This window comes from Glutamicibacter bergerei, assembly GCF_054495185.1.
Window position 1 is genome coordinate 631,655 of the sequence record NZ_CM137131.1, and the last position, 21,297, is coordinate 652,951.

The window sequence follows — 21,297 nt, forward strand, 5'->3', positions numbered from 1 at the left end:
GCAGTGAGCAGGGTCGATCCGTGCCGTATTGGCTAAAGCGCCATAAATGCGCCAAGCTGTGAGAGCGCCGCAGGATTTGAGGGAAGGAAATCCGTCAATCGTTCGCTACGTACAATCACTGCTTTCCATTGACCGCGCGAGATCGCCACGTTGATACGGTTTCGGTTGAGCAAGAACTCGATGCCTCGGGACGCGTCTTGGGCGCTGGAACAAGCCATAGTCACCAGTACTACCGGGGCCTCCTGGCCTTGGAATTTATCCACCGTGCCGACTCTCACCTCAGCAAGATTTTCGGCCTCCAGCACATCACGCACCAAATTTACTTGTGCATTGTAGGCAGCGACGACGAGAATATCGCGCGGGGCCAGCGCCCGTGCTGGTTCGGCGCTACCAGGATTCCACGTTTTGCCCAGCTGTTCCCGAACAAGCTCCACGATGGCAGTAGCTTCTTCGATGCTGCTGGTCGTATTGCCTTGGTGGTGCACAAAATGTGTTTCAACGCCTGGAAGCGATTCGTCAAGCTCACGGCGCCCGGCGGCTGGTGCGGAAAACAACTTGTGGTCGTAGCTCAATGCCGAGACTTTTTGGCATAGTTCTGGATGCATCCGCCAAGAGGTTGCTAGGAAATATCCCAACTCTTCAGGGAGGACCGCACGGCCCTCAGAGAGCCAACCTAAAGCCGACTCATCTACCGGTTGTGGGTGAGTCCCTTGGGTGACCTGAGGTAACTGCTGTGGATCACCGAGCAGTAACAGGTTCCGGGCTGCCCTCGAGACCGCCAGGGTATTGGCCAAGGAAAACTGTCCGGCCTCGTCGATAACGAGCAGATCTAAACTTCCGGCGGGTATTCGCTTGCCTGTCATGGTCCACGACGTGCCACCGACTAAAGCACCGTCCGGTGAACTCAAAGCCTCATCAAGTGAGGCAGGGCTTATACCCGTCCACGGAACTGGATCTTTATGTTTGACTTCCTTAGCTACCTGATCCGGGTGCACACCAGCCTCAATGGCTTTACGTAGGACGTTCTCAACCACGGCGTGGGATTGGGCGACAACGCCAATCTTCCATCCTTCATTGACCAGCGCATGGATCACATGTGAAGCAACAAAAGTCTTTCCGGTGCCTGGGGGACCTTGAACGGCAAGATATGAGTGATCAAGATCCTTGAGGGTTTGAACCACAGCGGGGTATACCTGAGCGTTACCCTCCATGAGCAAAGGGGCGGCTGGTGCCGGAAGAGTTTTCAGGCGTGGCGGGATGCGCCGCAGAATATCGATCCCTGGCTGTTGGGGCAGCGCAGGAACCATCGATCCAACTTCTTGGGCGATTTGGGTGAGTGCTTCGTCGATACTTTTGGTCGCAATGGGTTGTCCCGGGGTCAGTGCCACCGGGAAGGACCCATACTCGGGGATCTTGCCACTAGTCTTTTCTGCCAGACTGATCCATCCTTCACCGACCTCTACGACCGTGGCGTTGAAGGCACCTCCACGTAATGCATCCTCGTCTACTTCCATGCCCTCGGGTAGAGGTCCGGCGTACATCGCAAAGACTCCGGACCCCGGGCTAAGCAGTGAACCTTCGGCAAGAGTTCCATAGATCTTACTCACGCGCGTTAGGGTGCGAGCACGATCCGTTGCTTTGTGCCAATCTTCGAGAATTTCGGCTGAGTCTACGAGGAACACTCCACGCACATCGGACCAATCGTCCATGGGCGCGGACAAGCGATCGAAGTGCTCCCACCAGAATTGCTTCTTTTCACGTCGGTTATATCCGGTGGCCGCAGCCACCATGGCGATGGCGCGGTCATCATTGCTTAGTACTTGGTTCGGCGGAAGTTGAGCTAAATAGTCTTGGAGGCGTACTTCTTCTTCGGTGGGTTCGTATTCATCTGTGACCTCATCTAAAAGCGAAACCTCAGGGAGGGTCTGGGGCTGGAAGTTGACCAGTGAGAGAAGCCAATCACGCAGGCGCAGTGTTGAGAGGCAATCGTATTCGTTGTAATCGGCAATAGATTCGAGAATTTGGGCGGCCTGTTGATCTGAAGAAGAGTCCAACGCTGACATGTATTGGGCGTAAGCCACCACCGAGGCCCCAGCATCGGTGACGTCACCGGAACGCAGATGCTCTTTCATATACAGGGGTTCGAGCTTCTTGATCGAATAAGAACGGGTAGAAACCACCAGCGAGTTGCGAACTGTCTCGTAGAGATCAATCAGTAAATTTTCACGCAGCCATTGGTCAACTTCTTCTTCGCCAGCAATATGGATCTGGGAGAGTTTACGCAATGCACTTTTTTCGTAGGCAGCGTAATGGTAGATCTTCATATGCGGGAATTGTTGGCGGCGTTGTTGAACATACTCAATGAAGTCGAGGAATGCCTGTCGTTCTTCGGCTCGGCTGTGCGCCCAAAACGGACGGAATACCGGCGAACCCGTGTCATGTTCAACGACGCCAAAAAGATATTCCAGACCCCAGGTCTGATCCACGGGTTCCTGATATAACGGATCCCCTTCGAAGTCGAAGAAGATATCTCCTTGATCCGGATTGGGCAGGGCAGTAATCGTTTGGGTAGATTTCACCCGGTACGAGACGCCATGTTCGGTTCCATCGATTTCGCCAATACCCAGTTGCATCCGTGCTTGATCTACAGTGCGCGCCAGAGATGTGCCTTCCATCGCAGTGAGACCGGCCAGTTGGTCAATGGTGTAGACACCTTGGCGGCGTAACTTTTCACGTTGCACCATGGACATGTTGGCTACCAGTAATACGTCGCGTGTAGCAGCGACCTGCTCGGCACAGAAATCGCAGCGTCCACACAGCCGAACTGAATCTGAGTCCCAATCGGCTTGATGGTTGGACTCGATATGGTTTTTGACCAGAGTGGTGAATCGTTGCCGCTGGGCGCGGAACACAGGCAAGATCTCGTCGATGCGATGCACCGAATGGGTGCCGTCACCTAGGACCAGAGTGGTTTGGGGATGTACGTCGATGTTTTCTGCTTGAAGCTGATCGGCATATGCAGCGACCTGCAGTAACGCTGAGACCCTGGCATGGCGTGCAAGTTTGGTGTCCCACACGGCCCAACTGCCATCTGGCTGACGGACTAAGAAGTCAGCAAATCCGATGAAGTTTCCGTCAAAAAAAGTGGCCTGGAAAATTACGTCAGCACCCTGACGCATGGTCTGAATAGTTTCGCGGTGCGCCGCTTTAAGCGCTGCTTCATTGATCTCGGGCCGGCCCAAGAACTGTTTCACACCCGTGCCGGTATGAGGGTCGTAATCGCCATACTTTTCGATCAGTTCAGCGAGCACCTTATGCTCGTGAACGTCGCCAAGCTCGGCAGTTCGTTGAAGCATCTGATCGGTGACCTTCGCAGGCTTTTCACGACGTCCGAGCCTCACATCGAGTAGGAACAACGACTGATACTGGCACTCGACGGCGACCGTTAGATCACTAGCGGAAAAGACGAACTGATCACCAAGGAAGAACACGGGGCCGGTGCCTTTCACAGACTGAATGCTTACCTAGTCAACGTAGCACTCGGCCCCGACAGTTTGAGGTATATTGCCCCGACTTACTGGCCCTTCTTAGCTCCACCCAAGATCAACGAAAGCACGCCTACAGCTGCAGTTACCGAGTTAACCGCTGGCCATGCGCCAATTTTCTTAGACAGTGGATGTGATGCGCCAAAAGCAACGAGATAGGTCGTGACTAGGGCGGTTGCTTTCACAGTTCCAGCATCCTTCTTCCAGAGCAAAAATGCTCCAGTACCAGCAACTGCCAGGACCACCGCAGCCAGCGGGCGCTTCTCGGTGATGCGGCCAGTGGCGTAGCCGCCGGTCAAACCGGTGACTGCAATAGCGGTAGAAGCCAAACGAGACATCAAAACCTCCATAGATAAAACTCTTACATTGACGTGCTCAAGGCTATGACCGTCACCTGTGACGATCCCCAGAAGTTTCGACATAGACGAAGTGGCAACCGGGCGAATCGTGCGGGGATTGAAAGAATGGTGACACTTGGCGAGCGAAGGACTTTGGGAATGGACATGACCGTAAACTTCAACGATGCCTGGGACCGTTTGTGGCAACCGCAGATTGTCGACTTGGCTACCGGACAGTGGGTTGTACTTTTAGTCTTGGTGCTGGGACTGGTTCTTCCACGACCGATTTGGCGTATCACTGGAATGTATTCAACTTTGGTACATGAATTGGGCCATGTCATCAGTGCGTTGTTTACCGGACGCTTTGTCACCGGACTCCGTTTGGGATGGGATCACTCTGGAGAAGTGGTGAGTAGAGGCCGTGGCAAAGCCTCGATTATCATCTCAGGGATCTTTGGGTACCCCGCGCCGCTGTTAATCTCAGCTGCATTACTCTGGGCTACTGCCACAGGATATGCAGGCAGGGCCTTAGGGATTTACGCCTTATTCTTCGTGCTCGCTCTGGTGTTCGTACGTAATTGGCCAGCATTTGTGGTGTGTAGTGCAAGTGCAGTGATTGCACTCGGAGTGGTTTTCTTTGCGCCTTCCAGTGCCTATATTTATCTGGCTCTACTCCTGGGCGGTTTTCTCTTCTGCTCAGGATTGCGCGATTTCATCAAACTTCTCGCAGTGCATACCTGGCGGCGCCAAGATATTGAGCAATCCGACGCCTATTTAATTGCGCGTTCTACCGGAACTTTTGCCACCCTGTGGTTACTGGTCATTATGCTTCTTGGGGCCATCGGAATATTTCTAGGATTCCAAAGTATCGTGAGGCTGCTGTAGATTTTTGACCACTCGACGGCGTGAAATGAGCCAAGCTGCAGATGCTGCGATGCCAATAGGAAGCCATTTGGCCTTCCGCTTGGTACGCCCGAATGGGTCAATTTCCATGTCCTGCAGAGGATCGCCACCGTGACTAATTCGAATGTCTTGAGCGCGAACCAAGTCCTTATATACAGCGAGTTGTTCACGAGCCACCATAGTGTCATCGCGTAGTGGAAGCTGTACTTCTTCTGCGGAAGCCATTCCAGTTCGCAATTGCCGCAGGCGAGTGAACTCAATGTCGACTAGCGCTCCAATGATCAAAGCGATATTACTGATCCAGCAGGCAAGTACAAGAACGATGACGCCACCGATTGCGCCGTAGGTAGCTGAGTAACTTGCAAACGTGGAAAGGTAAACGGCGAAGCCAACCGCCGAAAGACCCAGTACAATCAGCGCGGTGAAAGTTCCCGGGGAGAACCAACGAAATTTCAGGCGTTTAACGTTGGGAGTGAAGTGATAGAGCAAAGCCAGAACCAATAAGATCATGACAAAGAGCACTGGCGGTTTAGCAAGGTTGAGGATCAGTACAAAGCTGTCACCCAAACCAAAAATATTTCCAATGCCGTGTGCGACGGAACCAGAAGTTACTAGTAACGCTAGCGAAATGACTGCGACTATCATGATGAGCACAGTGATGGCGAACATCTGTGGTCGGCGCTTCCATTGGGGTCGTCCCTCACGAACCCCATATAGCCGGTTCATTTGTCGGCTAAACGCAGTGACGTAACCGGAAGTGCTCCACAGCGCACCGAGTGAACCGATGAGAATGGCCCAGAAAGTACCTTGGGTGGAGGTAGCAAGCCCCGTAAGAAGTTGTTCGGCTGTTTCCACAAGTTGCTGTGAGTCGCTAGTTTGTTGTCCGCTCGCAGCGAGGCTCTGTTGCAACAAATCCAACATCCACTGAGTACTGCTCTCGCTGGCTCCCACTAGTGACAGCAGAGATATTAATGCCAAGAGTCCGGGGAACATTGCAAGCACCATATAGTAAGAAAGCGAAGCTGCACCGTCGAGCCCGTCGTTACGGAAGAACTCACGCATAGCGCGTGGGTAACAACTCATCGCTTCGCTCATTCGTTGCTTGGTGAATCGGTCTCTCAGTGCCATCGGATCCCTTTGAGTATCGGCTTGCAGAAGCACATTTCATCCTTCTGCGTTCCAGACTACCTAAATAGTGTGCGGTGGGGCGCGAGTTGAAAGCCGATTGCCATCTTCCTGATCATCGTGAAAGGAGCTGACGGTATTTGCCGGATTGCTTGTCCAGCAGTTTTCGTTCCTGAGCGACGTATTATCTAAAGTTTTAAGAGGCCGGTGTGAATGCTGAGAAAATAATGCAACTGGTATCACAAACAGCTGATCGATTTCCACCTAAAGAGCGTAACGTTTTGGTCGGCAGAACCCTCGAAGTTGATCCAAAAACTGGTTCTCTGAAAATTTTTTTGAGTGTTTTGACCTGTAAATACGGTCTTTCTGGGTGGTTCCTGAGTTGCGTTGGGTGTGGGGTCATGCGCTATGGTCATTTATAACGTTTCGATAACACTCGCTGTGTTATGGGGAAACACGCACTGCGGGGACTTCCAAACCGCTCGCCATGGCAGTGCTTCAGAAAAGTCGAAATGCGACGCTGAGCGGTGCACGAGGATGGCCTAGGAAGGCCTGAGCGTGGAAGAGCACTGGAGAATCATGATCCAGCAGAAGACCAAGAACATCATTCGTCGTGGCGGAGCCACCTTGGCTGCCGTGGCAGTTGCAAGCACCGCGGTAGTCGCTTCGACCGTGCCAGCCTCGGCTGCAAGCACCTGGGACAAGTTGGCTCAGTGTGAGTCCGGCGGAAACTGGTCCATCAATACCGGCAACGGTTACTACGGTGGTCTGCAGTTCTCAGCTTCGACTTGGAAGGCATTTGGTGGCTCAGGTATGGCCCACCAGGCTTCGAAGGCCGAGCAGATCCGTGTTGCAAGCAAGGTTCAAAAAGCCCAGGGTTGGGGTGCATGGCCAGCATGTACCGCGAAGCTAGGTATTAGCGGTTCCCCTTCGGGCAGCTCGACCCAGTCAGCGCCGAAGCAGTCCGCTCCTAAGCAGCAGGCTGCTCCGAAGCAGCAGAGCACTCAGAAGGCCGCTCCAAAGCAGAGCACCCAGAAGGCTGCCCCATCGCAGTCGCTGGAGCGCACCACCAGCTCTAAGAAGGTTGCTCAGCCAAACGCGGGCAAGCATGTCGAAGCAGCTCCAAAGGCACCAGTGTTCAATATCAAGGTTTCCGACTCGGGTAAGAACTACACTGTGAAGTCCGGCGATACCTTGGCAGAGATTGCTGACAGCTTGGGCGTAAAGGACTGGCGTGGCCTGTTTGTCTTGAACGATGATCAGCTGACCAACCCAGACGTGATCATGGTCGGACAGACCTTGAACGTTCCAGCGAACTAAGTTCGCTTTCCGCATTGAGCTCATGTCATTCCCCGGTTGGGGAATGACATGAGCTCAAAGTGTTTAATCGGTGAAAGAATTTCTCTTGCCTGACTACCAGGAATTGCTTGCTTGCTCTGGATCCTGATGACATCCTAGATGAATGCCTCCTAAGCGGTTTCCGACACATCAGTTCACCGAAGGCTCAGGGCGATTGCCGCGCCTCGACACGGATTTTGTTCATGAGGGTCTCGTTGATGGGCAGCGGGCTCAGCACTGGCAAGGACCTCGTCGCTGGTGGGGTGGCCCGCTGGATGTTGAAGGATTAGCGCTGGCGGCTACCGAACTGTGCGTCGCAGCGATTAATAAATTGATCGATGTCGAGGGTATGTACTCGGTCGATGCTCACGGGGTTGCTCAAGTTTTTGCTTCATCCGAGCATCTGAGCGTTGATGGTCGGCAAATACCATCGTTCGGCGTGAACTCCAGATTCTTTCGCACTCGTGATGGGTGGATACGCACTCATGCTAACTATGAACATCATCAGCGGGCATTGCATCGAGCGATAAATTTTGAGCCATCGGAAAATTTATCGAAGTACCTTCTGACTCGGTCGGCTGAAGATGCGGCGGCAGATATTACCGAACATGGCGGAATTGCCGCCAGCGTTCGGTCAAGGGTGCAGTGGAACAATACTGAGATGGGAAAATGCGCGTCGCGTGGCCCCTGGGCGGACTTCACAATGAGTGAAGTGACCCAAGGGCGGCTTTGGACGTACTCTGATGACCCAGTTAAACCACTTCGAGGGCTGCGCGTCTTGGACTTTACGCGCGTAATCGCCGGCCCGACGGCGTCGCGCACCTTGGCCATGTGGGGCGCCGAGGTGCTCCGGGTAGACCCGCCGCACATGCCCGAACTCAGTGGTCAATATATTGTGACGGGATTCGGCAAGAAGAGTATTGAGGCGGATCTGCGCGAGGCACACCAGCTTAGTGAGGTCCACAACCTGCTTGCAGGTGCTGATGTTGTATTGCTCGGATATCGACCAAGAGCGTTAGAGCCCTTTGGACTAAATGCGCATTTGCTGCGAGAAAAGTATCCGAACCTCATCATTGGTGAGCTTTGCGCTTGGGGGTATGAGGGCCCTTACGCGTTTAATCGGGGATTCGACAGTATCGTGCAAGCCGCCTCTGGAATCGCCGAAATTTACCAGGATGTCCGTGGGGAACCGGGAGCTTTGCCGGTACAAGCGTTGGACCATTCGGTCGGTTACGGGTTGGCTGCAGCCATCATCGCCTTAGCCGATGCCCGACGTGTCCAAAGGCGAACTGGACATGTGCGCTTTTCGCTGGCACGCACCGCCGCAAGCTTGCTTGACCTACCCGTCACGAAGGCTCCACTTGAACCGCTACGGAAACCCATTCTGCGGACCATGAGCAGCACCTTCGGAACGCTGAGCTACGTCCCGCCACCATTCCGTGCCTTGGGAACTGCAATGGACTATTTGTCACCTCCGCCGGCTTACGGCGCCAACGCTCCAGTTTGGTCATAAGCCAAGTTCGCTACGTATAGTTAGTGACCTAGTAGTAAGGAAGCGTACCTCCGCGCCCGGCCCTCGTAGGATCCTGATATTTCCAAGAAACGCTGTCGGCTTTCCTGTCCTGGCCAGTCCTCTGGAAGCATCGTTTCGGGAAGCCCTGGGTCTAGGTAAGGTATAGCGCGCCACGCATCGATGAGAGTGACGTAGCTTCGGTAGGCAACGCGTTCGTCACCTGAGGTTGCGTCGAGTCCTGCGGTAGCTGTAAGGAATGCATGATGCAGCTTTGAAATCTTTGCTAGATCCCACCACTGCGCCGCGGCTTGTTGGGCATCCCCGGGGTACTGAGGAGTTTGAGTAACAAAAAGAGTCGCGTACGTTCGAGCCTTGAGCGCATTGAGCACTTCTAATACCTCGGCATGAAGGTATTCGGGAAAGATCCAAAGGCCTGCCGAGACCAGTCCGCCACCGAGCTGAATGAAATGTTTGCGTAGCTGATGGCGTAGTGCGCGCAGTGATTCAGGCACGGAGAAGGCAACTAATACCCAGCGATCTGCGTTCGACATGTGCCGTGGCGTAAAGATCCGTCTATTGCCGCGGGCAAACATCGCCTTGGCGGGAACAGTGACTGTCAGCTCGCCCGATTGCACCGTTTCTAACAGTCCACGTTCGATGAGCCGAGAGATGGCTGTTTGTGCTGCGGGAGAGGAAATTCCTACCGCGCAGGCGAGCTCGATAATCCGAGGTCGGGGGATAGGCGCGCTCTGGTGGCGAAGGTATAGGCCGGCGATGGTTCGCACCACCGATGCTGCGCTACCAAAGCGTGACTCAAAATCGTCGAGAGCGAACGCGGCTAGGGAGTTAGCTGGCGCCAATTTCGGTGCGCACCGCAAATAGTTCTGGGAAGAACGTCAGGTCGAGGGCTCGTTTAAGGAAGCTCACGCCGGAGGATCCTCCGGTACCTGTTTTGAAACCAATGGTTCGTTGCACCACGCGCATATGGCGGAAGCGCCAAGCCTGGAAGTTGTCTTCGACATCGACCAAATCTTCACAGGCCTGATAGAGGTTCCACGCGGTATCTTCGGACTCGTAGATTTCCTTGAACACCGGGAGTAGGGATTCTTGGTATTCCCAGGGTTTGGTGACATCGCGTTCGAGGATTTCGGCAGGAATTTTATATCCTTGGCGGGAGAGTGCGGCTAAGAACGCGTCGTACAGTGTCGGCTCGTGCAACAGTTGCGTGAGTGTCGCATGGGCCTGTGGATCTGCCTCGTGTACTTTGAGCATTCCTTCGTGTTTGTTGCCGAGGATGAATTCCACAGCCCGGTATTGGAATGACTGAAAGCCTGATGACGAGCCAAGGAACCCGCGGAACTGTGCATATTCGCGCGGCGTCAGTGTGGCCAGTACGGACCATTGCTCGGTCAGGGTTTTCTGAATGTGCTTTACGCGGGCGAGGCATTTGAGTGCCTTGCTTAGGTCATCGGCCTCGATCAGCCGGCGCGCTTCGAGCATTTCATGCAGCATCAACTTGAGCCAGAGCTCGCTGGTTTGGTGCTGGATGATGAACAGCATTTCATCGTGGTGCTCTGGAACGCTTACCGGATGCTGTGCGGAGAGAATTCGTTCCAGATCCAGGTAGCTTCCGTAGGACATGGCATTTCGGAAGTCGGTACGGACACCGGACTCGATGTCGCGTTGATTTGCGGGCTTAGCTTGTTCATTGCTCATGAGGTAGATCATATCAATTCCTTGGCGAGCGTCACAATACTGAAAATCAGTGAATGTGAGTTCGCAAACTTTCCGGAATTCTGGAATAGATTCTGCGATACTCTCGTTATTACATGCATACGCATATAAAGTTGAATCGAGGATGAGAAAATGAGCAAGTCAATCGTGGTCATCTCTGGTGGTCTGGGTAACCCTTCGAGCACTTCACTTTTGGGGCGTCAGATTGGCGAAAGTGTCGCTACTGAACTTGCCGTCGCTGGCATCCAAGCTGATGTGCTTAACGTAGAACTACGTGAGTACGCCCACGAGATTGTAAACAACATGCTCACCGGCTTCGCTCCTCCGGCGCTGCAGAAGATTATCGATGCGGTGGTCGCATCGGATGTATTGGTGTCCGTCACTCCGGTCTTCTCTGCTTCAGTATCGGGACTGTTTAAATCCTTTATCGATATTCTGGATCCGCGGTCATTAGAAGCAAAACCAGTTGTTCTGGCCGCAACCGCCGGTTCGCAGCGTCATCAGCTCGCCGTTGATTACGCCATGCGGCCAATTTTCTCCTACCTGCGTACTCAGGTTATGCCGACCACTGTATTTGCCGCCTCCGAAGACTTTGGCGGCCAAGGGCTTGCCGGAACCCTGTCCGAGCGAACCCGCCGAGCAGCTCGCGAAGTCGTTGTAGCCTTGTCTGCCGATGGGGGAGCCTTGCAGTCAGATAGCGATTTAGGTGATACGCGTTCGATTGCGCCATCGGTCAGCGATACCGCTAATCCCAACGATCCGCTGACAACTCTTCCTTTTGAAGCCTTGCTAGCAAGCGTGCAAGGAAGCAGAAGCTAAAGCATAGATTTGGCATCACTGCGCTAAATATTAGGGGTATGAATGTTAGTACGATGTGCCAGAAGCCTTGAAGCTCGATAGCATTATTCCTTGTGAGCTACATCATCCACGGTGCTCACGCAGGTGTAACTCGAAAGCGAAAGGTGTAGCCGTCGATGCTATCCGAGGAAACTATCACGGCTATTGCCGATGAACTTGTCGAAGCAGGAGCCACTCGCACTCCGGTTCCGCGACTAACTGCGCGCTACCCAGAGATGACGGTGGAAGATTCTTACCGCGTCCAGAACCTCTGGCGTCAGCGCTCGGAAGCCGCCGGACGCAAACTCGTAGGACGCAAGATCGGGTTGACCTCGCGGGCCATGCAGATGGCTACGGGTATTACCGAGCCAGATTACGGGATCATCTTCGATGACATGCTCTACGACTCGGGCGCCAGTTTTAAATGGTCTGACTTTACCGGTGCACGCGTCGAGATGGAACTTGCCTTCAAGCTGAAGAAGGATATTGAGGGCCCGAACGCGAATATTTTCGATGTACTTGAAGCCACCGAATATGTCATTCCAGCCTTAGAAATCCTCGATGCTCGCGTGGAGATGGAAGGGCGTACCATCGTCGACACCATTAGCGACAACGCGGCCATGGGTGCGATGGTCATGGGCGGAAATCCCATGAAGCCTGATGCAATCGACCTGCGTTGGGTCTCGGGCATTCTCTTCAAGAACCAGACGGTGGAAGAAACCGGCGTCGCCGCAGGTGTGCTTAACCACCCGGCCGCCGGCGTGTACTGGCTGGCCAACAAAATCGCGCCACACGGAGACAAACTCAAAGCCGGAGAGATCATCTTGGCCGGTTCATTCACCCGACCTATGTGGGTCAATGAAAATGACACAGTCTTTGCCGACTACGGACCGATGGGAACAGTGACATGTCATTTCGAGTAGAGCCAGACCCATCGCTGAAAGACGCCTTGCGCGGTGCTGATCATGCTTTAACCGGTATCTGGGTCTGCTCTGCCTCAGCACTAAATGCAGAGATCTGTGCGGGTGCCGGCTTTGACTGGCTCTTCATTGATGCCGAGCATTCGCCAAACGATCTGCAAAATGTGCTTGCACAGCTCCAGGCGGTCCGCGGTTACCCTACAATTCCAGTGGTTCGCCCGCCGGTTAATGATCCGGTAGTTATCAAGCAGTTCTTAGATCTTGGCGTGCAGTCACTAATCATCCCGATGGTTAATGACGCGCAGCAAGCCGCAGCGGCGGTAGCGGCCTGCAATTACCCACCATTGGGCGTCCGTGGTGTCGGTTCGGCGTTGGCTCGTTCGGCCCGCTGGAACCGCATACCGGACTACCTCACCCGTGCGGCGGAGACTATCACCGTGATGGTGCAGATCGAATCGGCCGAGGCTGTAAGCAATGTTGCGGATATCGTGGCCACCGAAGGAATCGACGGGATCTTTATCGGCCCGTCAGACCTTGCCGCCTCCATGGGGGTTATTGGACAACAGGGCCACCCAGACGTGGTCGCCGGGGTAATAAAATCGATTCAGGCCGCAAAGTCTGCCGGAAAATACGCAGGCGTTAATGCTTTCGATCAAGCCAGCGCACGCAAGTACATCGAAGCCGGTGCCGACTATGTGGGCGTCGGTGCCGATGTTGCACTGTTGGCCCGAGCTACCGAGGCACTCGCAGCAAGTTTTAAGGGTGAATCACAAAGCTCCGCCCCAGCGAGCTACTGATACCTGCATCGGGGAGGTGATGTGTCACCGTTGCGCGTCGATTCTCAACGGGCGACGCCAATGGTGGCACCATTGAAGATGATGAGCCGCGAAAAGAAACCCATGAAAGCCGTGATGTTGCGTCTACGCAACGGATGGCCAATGCCTCTTGCCCTGCAGGGTGTATTCGAAATTGTACAGTCCATCGTTTTCTGCATGGCACTGTTAACCGTGCCTCTGGTCGCGGTGTATTTCAGCGGTGGATTCCTCGAAAATTCATTTGAGACGATCCTGCAATTTGGTGGGTTGCTGTGGCTTCTCATTCATGGGGTGCCACTTGAAGTGCTAAACCTCGGTCCGGAAGCGGACCCGAGCGCGGTTTCAGGTATATTAACTTTGCTGCCTTTGGGGTTGAGCCTATTGCCCTTCATCTTTTGTTGGCGTGCCGGCCGGCGTATCGCCAGAGCCTCCTACACCGACCAGCTGTGGCAAGGTTTGGCCGGAGCCTTTATCACCTACGGAGCTATCGGCACCGGAGTGGCATTTTTGGCTAGTAATTCTTACGCCAAGGCCAACCTCATATCGGCTACGTTTATCCCTTTGATCATCGCTTTTGTCGGACTGATTTTTGGTGCACGCCGTGAAGCAGGTTCTTGGGGCAGACTGATCGGTGTAGACGTCGCGGCGCATATTTCGCGCATTTCCCCGCACCGCCGATGGGCCGGAACCTATGTATGGCACGTGATCGTGGCAGGGTTCATTGGATATATGGCCGCGGTAGCCATTTCCGGAATTCTCATGAGCATCACCGTAGGCTTGCACTGGGCCGATGTCGCAAATATTTACCAAGAGCTGCGCCCAGGGCCTATCGGATCCTTCGCGCTCACCTTACTGCAGCTCGGACTCATCCCGAACGCCGTGTTCTGGGTACTTTCCTGGATTAGCGGTGGCGGGTTCAGCATTGGAGCTGGCAGTACCCTCTCAACGCTCGAAACGACCGTGGGTCCGCTACCTTCGATGCCGCTATTCGCCGCATTGCCATCGGGCGAGGCAGGAAATCAATGGTTATTCCTGTTGTTGCCGGTGCTCGCGGGAATCGTTGCTGGTTGGTACTTCCTTCGCGTGGGTGAAAACCACCTTGAGGATTGGTTTGCCCGTCGCATCCCCTTCAACATTCTTTCGCTTGGCGTCTCGACACTGTGCTTAGCAGTGTTCACCGGAATCGCTGCAGGTCTGGTGAGTCTAGCCGGTTCGTGGCTGTCCTCGGGTTCTTTAGCCATAGGGAGGCTGACCGAGTTAGGGCCACATATGTGGGTCACGGCCGGTGCCCTAGCATTACAAATCGGACTAGGTACAGCTATTGGCTATCTGGTGGCACCACTGTTCGAAACCGATCCAGTACTGGAAGGCTAACTACTCTTACGCGTAGGCGAAGCATTAACGGATCGGACGTAATGTCAACGAATCACCGTTGGCCCGCGGGAGCTGAAACTCGCCAAGTTGCTGAGAAGTCTGCGAAGTCATCACGAGCAAGACCGCTGAATCCGCGGAGATGATCTCGACCGGAGGGCGTAGCTCGCTGTGATTGTCGGGGACCAGCTCCTTAATAGCTTCCGTAGCGCTCTGCTCGGAAATATCCGGTGGCAGTAAGTAGCTGACAACATCAAAGCTTGATTCACCCCCGGTGACTTCTAACAGAATGCCGTTGTCCAACACGTGCTGAACAGGTGGACAGGTGGACGAAGCAACCTCGGGGTCGACACCTTGTTCCTTGGGAGCTGCGACGGTGAGCAGGCACAGCTCACCGTCTTCGCCCTCCGCCACAAAATGCTCTCCATATCCCGAATTGGCAAGGTGGCGTAGCGAGTCCGCAGTGTAGGTGCCGCTGGCCTCAAATCCTTCGGGAAGTTGATCCTTGTCGGTCGCTTCGTCAACGAGTCGCGGCATGAGCTCGGCCGCGGAAGGTGGAGATTGTGATTCTTCGACTTTAGAATCCTGGCTAGAACACCCGGAAACCATCATGAGGCCGGTGAGTGTTAACGCGAAGACCTTAGCGCTGTGTCGAATCTTCATATTTTTCAGTTCCTTGATCGGTGACGGACTAGGTGCCTAGCTAGAAGTCTAAACACCGAGATTCGCCGAACCAAAATATCGAATGAAATAAATATGACCTAGTAAATCTCTATGCCTTCAAGTCCCACATATGGTGCAATACGTCGTGCCAGGCATATTGGTTTAGGGTTGCGACGGTAAATGCGGCACCATTTGAGCGCAATCCTTGACGGTAATAGGCAGTCGGATCGATTGCCGCCAAATTCTGAATGTAAAGCGACGCAGAAGTTCGCAACCGGGTGGCAGCTGTATAGGTATCCAGCTCGTTGTAGTGACCTTTTTCGGCTGCTTGATCCTGATCCCAATCAGGGAAGGTCGGATCATCTTTGCTCGTCATCAGCTTCAGGCGTGCGGTCATCGTTATTAACATCTCGGCGACATGAACCACATACTCTTGATCACTCCAGCGCGCAGGGTCGGTTCGAACTTTCGCTTGCGGACGGTGTAAAGCAAGTAAATAGCGGTCTACGAACTGGGGTAGTTGCTCAATCACCTGTGCAGGGGAAACCGCACGCACATCATGATGGCATTGGGTGCAGATAGATTCCAGAACGAAGGTCCAGTTCTTCTCATCTGGGATGATCTCGGTCATGACAAGCTCCTATGCTGGTTGCTCTTGAGCACAGTCTAGGCGCAGTGAATTGGCGTGTGTGAGCACTGTTACTTCACCTGCCGTGCGGTATGTAAAGTGAGGGCACCGTGAACCGTAGAATGGCTACTATGCGCATTGTTGTACTTGTCTCCGGAACTGGTTCGAATCTTCAGTCGGTTATCGACGCCGTCGCCAGCAAGGAATTAGCTGATGTAGAGATCGCAGCGGTTGGTGCTGACAAGCATGGGACCTACGGTGTCGAGCGTTCCGAAGCTGCCGGCATCGAAACATTTGTGGTTAATTTCAAAGACTACGAAGACCGTGCCGAATGGAACCACGCATTGACTCAAAAATGCCAGTCATACCAGCCTGACTATGTGGTTTCCTCGGGATTCATGCGCATCGTAGGCGAAGAGTTCATTAACGCATTTGACGGTACCTACATCAACACTCATCCGGCATTGCTTCCCTCGTTCCCAGGTGCGCACGGAGTGCGTGACGCGCTTGCGTACGGTGTTAAGGTCACTGGGTGCACGGTACATATTGCCGATGCAGGGGTGGACACCGGCCCGATTCTGCGCCAAGAATCCGTGGCAGTTCTAGATGAAGACACCGAAGAAACCTTGCATGAGCGCATCAAAGTGGTCGAACGCCGCCTGCTCATTGCCACCCTAGGCGACTTGGCTCGGAACAAATAGCTAACCGTAGGTCAACGTAGAATGGATGGCGATATGAGCGAACATTCAGACTTGGCCGAACCGGCTGGCAATGAGCCCCTCTTCACCGACGCCGAATTGATGACGGCGCTGAAAGTCCTGGGGATAGTGCATCGACTTCCCAGTGAAGACGAGCGGCATATTGCTGTGCGCCGTGCCACGAGCAATATGTTCAAGGCAGCCAAGCGTTACCGGAAGTCGCAAAAGCGCGCAGAGATCACCGCGGCAGATCGCGCAGCCATTGAACGCACCGCCACTGGCTCCCCACAACGCCTGGATGACGAGACCCTCGGCCTTGATCTGAGCTCCGGCACCGAAGATCTTACCGCCGGGGAGTACTTACGACCGCGCGGATGCTATATCTGTAAAAGGCGGTACACCACAGTTGACGCCTTCCACCACTACCTGTGTCCCGAGTGCGCGGCTGCAGGCCGGGAACGCCGAGACGCTCGGGCAGACCTCAGTGGTAAACGTGCGCTACTAACCGGCGGACGGGCAAAAATTGGTATGCACATTGCGCTTCGCCTATTACGTGATGGCGCGCATACGACCATCACCACCCGCTTCCCCAGAGACGCCGCCCGACGCTTTGCCGCAGTGGAAGACGCTGCTCACTGGATCCACCGGCTGCGGATCGTCGGCATTGATCTGCGTGACCCCGCCCAGGTGATCTCGCTGGCTGACCGAGTTGCTGGCGAGGGGGCCTTAGACATCTTGATCAACAACGCCGCTCAGACGGTGCGCCGCACCTCGAACTCCTATCAGCACCTGATCGAAGCGGAAGATCAGCAACTACCTGCAGAACTTGAATTTTCCCAGGGTGGCCCTGAAATCTGGGGCGAAGCCAACCCGCCGTCCGAGCACCCCAAGGCGCTAGCCAGCGCTCTGGGACTCGAAGACTCCGCGCTGCTCGCGGCTTCGGAAAACTCCTACTATGACGCGCAAGCGCTCGCCGAGGCTGCGATGACCGCTGGGTCGGCAAGCTTAGAACGCATCAGCGCTGGAACTGCCATCGATGCTGGTGGTTTGGTCCCCGACGTGGTCACCGAAAATTCTTGGACTCAGATCCTTGGAAATGTGGATGCTCTAGAGATGCTCGAAGTGCAGTTGTGCAATGTGACCGCTCCCTTCTTGCTGGCCTCCAGGCTGCGTCCGGCACTAGCGGCTTCGGACGCGCACCGTAAATATATTGTGAATGTCTCCGCTATGGAGGGGCAGTTTTCGCGCCGCTACAAGGGTGCAGGCCACCCGCATACCAACATGGCCAAAGCCTCGCTAAATATGCTCACCCGCACGAGCGCGGAAGAAATGCTGCAGACCGATCGAATTTTGATGTCTGCCGTGGATACCGGGTGGATTACCGATGAGCGGCCTCACGATTCAAAGGTTCGTATGGTGGCCGAAGGGTGGCATGCACCGTTGGATCTGATCGATGGTGCGGCACGTGTTTACCAGCCGATAGTTGATGGCGAACGCGGTATTGATCTGTACGGCTGTTTTCTCAAGGATTACGAACCGTCCCCGTGGTGAGTAAGACCCGACGTAACTGACCAAGAGAGTAGGGTCCCAGCCGGTGGCTGGAACCCTACTCTCTTGGTGATTGAACCTAAAGTTTAAATCGTACGGTTCGTACCTCGAAGGCGCCTAAGGTCAGTTGAACAGCGTCATCTACTACCTTGGTTGTTTCATCTGCCAACGGGTCTTCTAGCAGCGTCACAGTTTTTACAGAGGTGAACTGCGTATTGATCTGCAGGGTTCCGCGCGCTCTGCGTCCGAGTGACTCGTATACGCGCACTACTAAGTCTCCGGACTGGTCCGAAGCTAGCTTCACGCTGGACACCACGAGGCCCGCACCTTCGAGGCGCACCAATGGGTCTACAGACCGAGCTCCGCTAATGACATGCTCTGCGCTATTTAGCAGCGCACCCGCTTCGGTGGCCGAAGCGATATCGGCGCCAATGACCAACCCATAACGGTGAGACTGAAGGCCCTGGTCAGTATGCGGATCTGGGAACCGTGGAGCGCGCAGTAGCGATAGCCTAAGCGTGGTTGAGATCCCGGCCTCGGTGGAATCACGGGTGACATCAAAACCGTAAATTGAATCGTTGATCAGAGCTGCACCGAAGCCCGTTTCCTGTGCAAGTACAAAACGATGCATGGAGGTCTCGAACTTCGCAGCTTCCCAACTGGTGTTCACATGTGTGACGCGTTGGTGATATCCAAACTGGGTCTCCGCGATGGTGTGCTCTGCACGAATATCCAACGGGAAGGCGACCTTAAGGAATTTCTCCGCCTCATGCCAGTCGGTGCTCTGCGTGATCTGCAGCGTGCGTGATCCAGGGGCCAGCACCAGTTCCTGCACCACCTTGGAGTTTGAGAAGCTTCGCACAATGCTCAACTTCGCGCTTCCATCGGAATCTTGAGAAAGCTGAATCGACTCAATCTCGCGCAGGTCGGTGACCTGATTGCGGTAGTACTTATCTACATCCCAGGCATCCCACATATTCGGGAAGTCCTGATGTAGCTGCAGTAAGTTCGCTTCTTGTCCTTGGGCGATCACATCGCGTCCGGTCGACAAATCTACCGCTGAGGTGACTAACCCTTCGGAGGTCACAAAAATGCGTACGAGCGAATTTTCGAGCAGATATCCGTTGTTCTGCTGGACCGCGTGAACTGCCTCGCCACTGGTCGTTTCGACTACGCCGGCCGCGCCGAAAGGAAGCCCAGAGCGCTCGTAGGGAGCTGAGTTAAAGGTCAGCGTCCTTGAACCGGTACCGGCAAGTGCCTGCTGAGATGCGGCAATCAGCGCCTCAGCTTGTTCGATAACCTGCGCGTAACGCGCTACGACCTCACGGTGCACCCAGGCGATCGAGGTGCCCGGGAGGATGTCATGGAACTGATGTAGCAGAACTGTTTGCCACATCGAATCGATCTGCTCATAAGGGTACTGAGTGCCTGCATAAATGCTGGCCGTCGCAGCCCACAGTTCCGCTTCAACGAGTAGTTGCTCGGTGCGACGGTTTCCCTGTTTGGTTTGATGCTGACTGGTGAGTGTCGCGCGGTGAAGCTCAAGATAGAGCTCGCCGACCCACACCGGTGGAGACGGCATTTCTTGTTGCGCACGGTCGAAGAAGTCATTTGGATGCTCCCACTTCACCATGGCGCTGCCTTCAAGGTTCGCCAGACGGCGGGCTTTGCCTGTCATTTCGCGTGTGGTTCCGCCACCTCCATCTCCCCAGCCAACTGGTGCGATTGAATTGTTGGTGACGCGGGCTTCGCGGAACTGGCGGGAAGCTTTAGCAACTTCTTCACCGGAGAGCTGGGAATTATAGGTATCCATCGAGGGGAAGTGGCTGAAAATTCGTGAGCCATCAATTCCTTCCCAAAGGAAACTGTGGTGGGGGAACTTGTTCTGTTGGTTCCAAGAAATTTTCTGAGTGAAGAACCATTCAAATCCTGCCCGGCGCATTAGCTGCGGCAACGCCGGAGAATAGCCGAAGGAATCAGGTAACCAGACGCCTGCCGAAGTGATGCCAAATTCGTCACGGAAGAATTTCTGTCCGTAGAGGAACTGTCGTACTAAGGATTCACCCGAGGGCATGACGGTGTCAGATTCCACCCACATTCCACCCAAGGGGAGGAAACGTCCGTCGGCTACTGCCTTCTTCACCCGTTCCCAGACCTCGGGGCGGTGCTCTTTGAGCCAAGCGTACTGTTGTGCGCTCGACATGCCGTAGATGAATTCCTCATCGTAATCTAGCAGTTCCACCATGGATGAGCAGGTCCGTGAGACCTTTCGAATGGTTTCGCGCAGTGGCCAGAGCCATGCCGAATCGATATGCGAGTGGCCGATGGCAGAAATCTTATGAGCACTATGTTCTGCCGGTGCTGCCAGTACCTGAACCAGCTGGTCACGCGCGGCCTGCGCGGTCTGCACAATGTGCTGCAAATCCAGCACATCCATCGAGTTATCTAGCGCTTGCAGAATCTGCATGCGGCGCGGCCCCTCAGGCAACTGGGCTTGCAGATCCAGCAAGACTTCAAGGTCAAGCACTAGGTCGTGGACTGTTGGCTCGAAGACAGCCAGGTCCATGCGACGGATGGTGTAGAGCTTGCGCGGAGAAGAGGTGAGGATGTCGCCCTGTTCGGTGGGCAGGAAGGGATGGTAGTCAAGAAGTACCGGGTTAGAAGCTGCTTCTAGGAATAGCTCGAGTTGCTCCCCACCGTCGGCGCTCTCGCTTACCGGCACCCATTGGTTGCGTGGGTTCAACGCTTTGATAGTAACGCCGTCGGGACGATAGATGAGCCCTTCGCATTGAAATCCGCTCATATTGATATCAAATCCGAGATCAATGACGGCTTCCACACGGCGTCCTGCCCAATGTTCAGGAACCTGACCACGTAATTTAAACCACGTAGTACCCCAGGCAGCGCCCCATTGGGTGCCGACCTGAGTTTCTGTGTAATCCAGGGCAATGCCTTCTAACGCCGGGATTGGTTCGCCGGTGAGCTCATGCCATGACACCTCTAAGGGAATTGAATCCGAGTAGACCATAGGGCGGATACGTTCATCGAGCACGCGCTTGACGCGCCCGGTGGTCAAAGAGATGTCATCATGCATGAATGCCTTTCGCGGAAACGACGTTCCTTGAGAAGAATAAGCTTGCTTTCAGACTATCGAATAAGTTGCCGTATTCAGTGTCCACCGCACTCTCACATGCCCGGTTCGAGAAAATCAGGTATCCGTTAAGTAATGATATTTCCTGCTCCGGCAATGAATAAATGTGCCAAGATTAGACGAAACAAGGACATCCACGATTTGACGGTAGACGACTGCATGGAATTAAG

At 54.4% G+C, this 21,297-nt stretch carries 17 protein-coding genes; 9 read left to right on the forward strand and 8 right to left on the reverse strand.

What is annotated here, in order from left to right:
- Window positions 1-32: 32 nt before the first annotated feature.
- Together ACX5K5_RS02955 and ACX5K5_RS02960 are read right to left on the reverse strand one after the other, a co-directional pair.
- Window positions 33-3,509 (reverse strand): TM0106 family RecB-like putative nuclease, encoded by a 3,477-nt coding sequence (locus tag ACX5K5_RS02955; protein WP_459175007.1) that lies wholly within the window; start codon window positions 3,507-3,509, stop codon window positions 33-35.
- A gap of 65 nt (window positions 3,510-3,574) precedes the next feature.
- Window positions 3,575-3,883, reverse strand: a complete 309-nt coding sequence (locus tag ACX5K5_RS02960; RefSeq protein WP_096253742.1) for a hypothetical protein — start codon at window positions 3,881-3,883, stop codon at window positions 3,575-3,577.
- 159 nt (window positions 3,884-4,042) lie between these two features.
- Between ACX5K5_RS02960 and ACX5K5_RS02965 the strand changes: the two genes are divergently transcribed.
- On the forward strand, window positions 4,043-4,768 hold the full coding sequence (locus ACX5K5_RS02965; protein WP_170947678.1) for a M50 family metallopeptidase: 726 nt from the start codon (window positions 4,043-4,045) through the stop codon (window positions 4,766-4,768).
- On the opposite strand, the gene ACX5K5_RS02970 is transcribed toward ACX5K5_RS02965, so the two are convergent.
- Window positions 4,736-5,914, reverse strand: a complete 1,179-nt coding sequence (locus ACX5K5_RS02970) for a YihY/virulence factor BrkB family protein (protein WP_141392809.1) — start codon at window positions 5,912-5,914, stop codon at window positions 4,736-4,738. The genes ACX5K5_RS02965 and ACX5K5_RS02970 overlap by 33 nt on opposite strands.
- A 576-nt stretch (window positions 5,915-6,490) precedes the next feature.
- Between ACX5K5_RS02970 and ACX5K5_RS02975 the strand changes: the two genes are divergently transcribed.
- Both ACX5K5_RS02975 and ACX5K5_RS02980 read left to right on the forward strand, forming a co-directional pair.
- Window positions 6,491-7,231, forward strand: coding sequence for a transglycosylase family protein (locus tag ACX5K5_RS02975; RefSeq protein WP_096253741.1), 741 nt, complete (start codon window positions 6,491-6,493; stop codon window positions 7,229-7,231).
- A gap of 193 nt (window positions 7,232-7,424) precedes the next feature.
- Window positions 7,425-8,762 carry a CoA transferase gene (locus tag ACX5K5_RS02980; protein WP_205738213.1) on the forward strand — a complete coding sequence of 446 codons (1,338 nt, stop codon included), beginning with the start codon at window positions 7,425-7,427 and terminating at the stop codon, window positions 8,760-8,762.
- 20 nt (window positions 8,763-8,782) lie between these two features.
- Here ACX5K5_RS02980 and ACX5K5_RS02985 read toward each other — a convergent pair whose 3' ends face one another.
- Window positions 8,783-9,622, reverse strand: coding sequence for a PaaX family transcriptional regulator (locus tag ACX5K5_RS02985; RefSeq protein ID WP_443449861.1), 840 nt, complete (start codon window positions 9,620-9,622; stop codon window positions 8,783-8,785).
- Complete coding sequence (kynA, locus tag ACX5K5_RS02990; protein ID WP_096253740.1) at window positions 9,609-10,478, reverse strand: tryptophan 2,3-dioxygenase; 870 nt, start codon at window positions 10,476-10,478, stop codon at window positions 9,609-9,611. Before kynA ends, ACX5K5_RS02985 begins: the two co-directional genes overlap by 14 nt.
- Before the next feature lie 150 nt (window positions 10,479-10,628).
- On the opposite strand from kynA, the gene ACX5K5_RS02995 reads away from it, so the two are divergent.
- The 4 genes from ACX5K5_RS02995 to ACX5K5_RS03010 all read left to right on the forward strand — a co-directional run bounded on the left by ACX5K5_RS02995 (window position 10,629) and on the right by ACX5K5_RS03010 (window position 14,442).
- Window positions 10,629-11,315 carry a CE1759 family FMN reductase gene (locus ACX5K5_RS02995; protein WP_346060443.1) on the forward strand — a complete coding sequence of 229 codons (687 nt, stop codon included), beginning with the start codon at window positions 10,629-10,631 and terminating at the stop codon, window positions 11,313-11,315.
- A 155-nt stretch (window positions 11,316-11,470) separates the two neighbouring features.
- Window positions 11,471-12,256 (forward strand): 2-oxo-hept-4-ene-1,7-dioate hydratase, encoded by a 786-nt coding sequence (gene hpaH / locus ACX5K5_RS03000; protein ID WP_096253701.1) that lies wholly within the window; start codon window positions 11,471-11,473, stop codon window positions 12,254-12,256.
- Window positions 12,241-13,050 carry an aldolase/citrate lyase family protein gene (locus tag ACX5K5_RS03005; RefSeq protein ID WP_170947676.1) on the forward strand — a complete coding sequence of 270 codons (810 nt, stop codon included), beginning with the start codon at window positions 12,241-12,243 and terminating at the stop codon, window positions 13,048-13,050. Before hpaH ends, ACX5K5_RS03005 begins: the two co-directional genes overlap by 16 nt.
- Window positions 13,051-13,071: 21 nt before the next feature.
- A complete protein-coding gene (locus tag ACX5K5_RS03010) occupies window positions 13,072-14,442 on the forward strand; it encodes a cell division protein PerM (protein WP_240520414.1) in 1,371 nt (456 codons plus the stop codon).
- Window positions 14,443-14,466: 24 nt separating this feature from the next.
- On the opposite strand, the gene ACX5K5_RS03015 is transcribed toward ACX5K5_RS03010, so the two are convergent.
- Together ACX5K5_RS03015 and ACX5K5_RS03020 are read right to left on the reverse strand one after the other, a co-directional pair.
- Window positions 14,467-15,102 carry a hypothetical protein gene (locus ACX5K5_RS03015; RefSeq protein WP_096253700.1) on the reverse strand — a complete coding sequence of 212 codons (636 nt, stop codon included), beginning with the start codon at window positions 15,100-15,102 and terminating at the stop codon, window positions 14,467-14,469.
- 109 nt (window positions 15,103-15,211) lie between these two features.
- Window positions 15,212-15,733, reverse strand: a complete 522-nt coding sequence (locus ACX5K5_RS03020; protein WP_096253699.1) for a methyltransferase type 12 — start codon at window positions 15,731-15,733, stop codon at window positions 15,212-15,214.
- 128 nt (window positions 15,734-15,861) lie between these two features.
- Here ACX5K5_RS03020 and purN point away from each other — a divergent pair, with 128 nt between their 5' ends.
- Both purN and ACX5K5_RS03030 read left to right on the forward strand, forming a co-directional pair.
- On the forward strand, window positions 15,862-16,431 hold the full coding sequence (gene purN / locus ACX5K5_RS03025) for a phosphoribosylglycinamide formyltransferase (protein WP_346060442.1): 570 nt from the start codon (window positions 15,862-15,864) through the stop codon (window positions 16,429-16,431).
- 33 nt (window positions 16,432-16,464) lie between these two features.
- On the forward strand, window positions 16,465-17,979 hold the full coding sequence (locus ACX5K5_RS03030; protein WP_096253697.1) for an SDR family NAD(P)-dependent oxidoreductase: 1,515 nt from the start codon (window positions 16,465-16,467) through the stop codon (window positions 17,977-17,979).
- Window positions 17,980-18,055: 76 nt separating this feature from the next.
- Here the strand turns inward: ACX5K5_RS03030 and ACX5K5_RS03035 are convergent, their stop codons facing one another.
- Entirely contained in the window at window positions 18,056-21,070 is a 3,015-nt protein-coding gene (locus tag ACX5K5_RS03035) for an alpha-mannosidase (RefSeq protein WP_459175008.1), read from the reverse strand.
- Window positions 21,071-21,297: the final 227 nt, after the last annotated feature.

Coding starts and splice junctions, on each gene's coding strand:
- kynA (WP_096253740.1), bottom strand. CDS start 10,478: ATGAGCAATGAACAAGCTAAGCCCGCAAATCAACGCGACATCGAGTCC.
- ACX5K5_RS03030 (WP_096253697.1), top strand. CDS start 16,465: ATGAGCGAACATTCAGACTTGGCCGAACCGGCTGGCAATGAGCCCCTC.
- ACX5K5_RS02965 (WP_170947678.1), top strand. CDS start 4,043: ATGGACATGACCGTAAACTTCAACGATGCCTGGGACCGTTTGTGGCAA.
- ACX5K5_RS02975 (WP_096253741.1), top strand. CDS start 6,491: ATGATCCAGCAGAAGACCAAGAACATCATTCGTCGTGGCGGAGCCACC.
- ACX5K5_RS03015 (WP_096253700.1), bottom strand. CDS start 15,102: ATGAAGATTCGACACAGCGCTAAGGTCTTCGCGTTAACACTCACCGGC.
- ACX5K5_RS02995 (WP_346060443.1), top strand. CDS start 10,629: ATGAGCAAGTCAATCGTGGTCATCTCTGGTGGTCTGGGTAACCCTTCG.
- ACX5K5_RS03020 (WP_096253699.1), bottom strand. CDS start 15,733: ATGACCGAGATCATCCCAGATGAGAAGAACTGGACCTTCGTTCTGGAA.
- ACX5K5_RS02970 (WP_141392809.1), bottom strand. CDS start 5,914: ATGGCACTGAGAGACCGATTCACCAAGCAACGAATGAGCGAAGCGATG.
- purN (WP_346060442.1), top strand. CDS start 15,862: ATGCGCATTGTTGTACTTGTCTCCGGAACTGGTTCGAATCTTCAGTCG.
- ACX5K5_RS03005 (WP_170947676.1), top strand. CDS start 12,241: ATGTCATTTCGAGTAGAGCCAGACCCATCGCTGAAAGACGCCTTGCGC.
- ACX5K5_RS03035 (WP_459175008.1), bottom strand. CDS start 21,070: ATGCATGATGACATCTCTTTGACCACCGGGCGCGTCAAGCGCGTGCTC.
- ACX5K5_RS02960 (WP_096253742.1), bottom strand. CDS start 3,883: ATGTCTCGTTTGGCTTCTACCGCTATTGCAGTCACCGGTTTGACCGGC.
- hpaH (WP_096253701.1), top strand. CDS start 11,471: ATGCTATCCGAGGAAACTATCACGGCTATTGCCGATGAACTTGTCGAA.